This window comes from Vibrio sp. 2033 (genome assembly GCF_033339735.1).
In genome coordinates, this window is sequence record NZ_JAWOVC010000337.1 from 1 (window position 1) to 710 (window position 710).

Consider the following 710-nt stretch of genomic DNA (forward strand, 5'->3'; position numbering starts at 1 on the left):
CTGATCAAAGAAGTTAAAACCATTGATGACACGTTGCGTAAAATTGCTGGCGGCAGCGGTACAACACTCGGTACGGGTGGTATGGCGACGAAACTTCAAGCAGCCGACATCGCACGTCGCGCGGGTATTGAAGTTATTATCGCAGCAGGTAGCGCGCCAAACGTAATTTTTGACTCGTTGAGCACGGAGCCTCAAGGTACGCGTTTCCTACCTTGTTCAGAAGCATTGGAAAACCGTAAGCGTTGGATCCTCGCAGGTCCTGCTGCATCGGGTGACATTATCATCGATGATGGTGCGGTAAATGCGGTTGTTGGTAAAGGCAGCAGCTTGCTAGCAAAAGGGGTCATCAAGGTGAGCGGTGATTTTGCCCGTGGTGAAGTTGCTCGCGTAACAAATTCTCATGGCAAACTGGTTGCGCGTGGTATTAGTGCCTACTCAAGTGAAGACTTGGCAAAAATTACTGGCAAACACAGTAAAGACATCATCTCTATTTTGGGTCATGACTACGGCTCAGAAGTGATTCATCGCGATGATCTTGTCGTCATTCAAGAATAGAAATTGAGGGAAGCAACGTGGATTTAACGAATATGGGTAAAGCTGCTAAAGATGCAGCTTTCGAATTGGCGACAGCGTCAACTGCTCAAAAGAACCAAGCTCTAGCGATCATCGCAGATGAGCTAGAAGCAAACTCAGCTGCGATTTTGGCAGCA

Annotated in this window: 1 protein-coding gene and 1 pseudogene; both read left to right on the forward strand. The window is 47.9% G+C overall.

What is annotated here, in order from left to right:
• Window positions 1–555 (forward strand): glutamate 5-kinase (gene proB, locus R7P74_RS26440; RefSeq protein ID WP_318123624.1); only part of this gene is annotated, 555 nt, incomplete at its 5' end.
• 17 nt (window positions 556–572) lie between these two features.
• Window positions 573–710: pseudogene (locus R7P74_RS26445) on the forward strand (gamma-glutamyl-phosphate reductase); the annotation flags it as partial.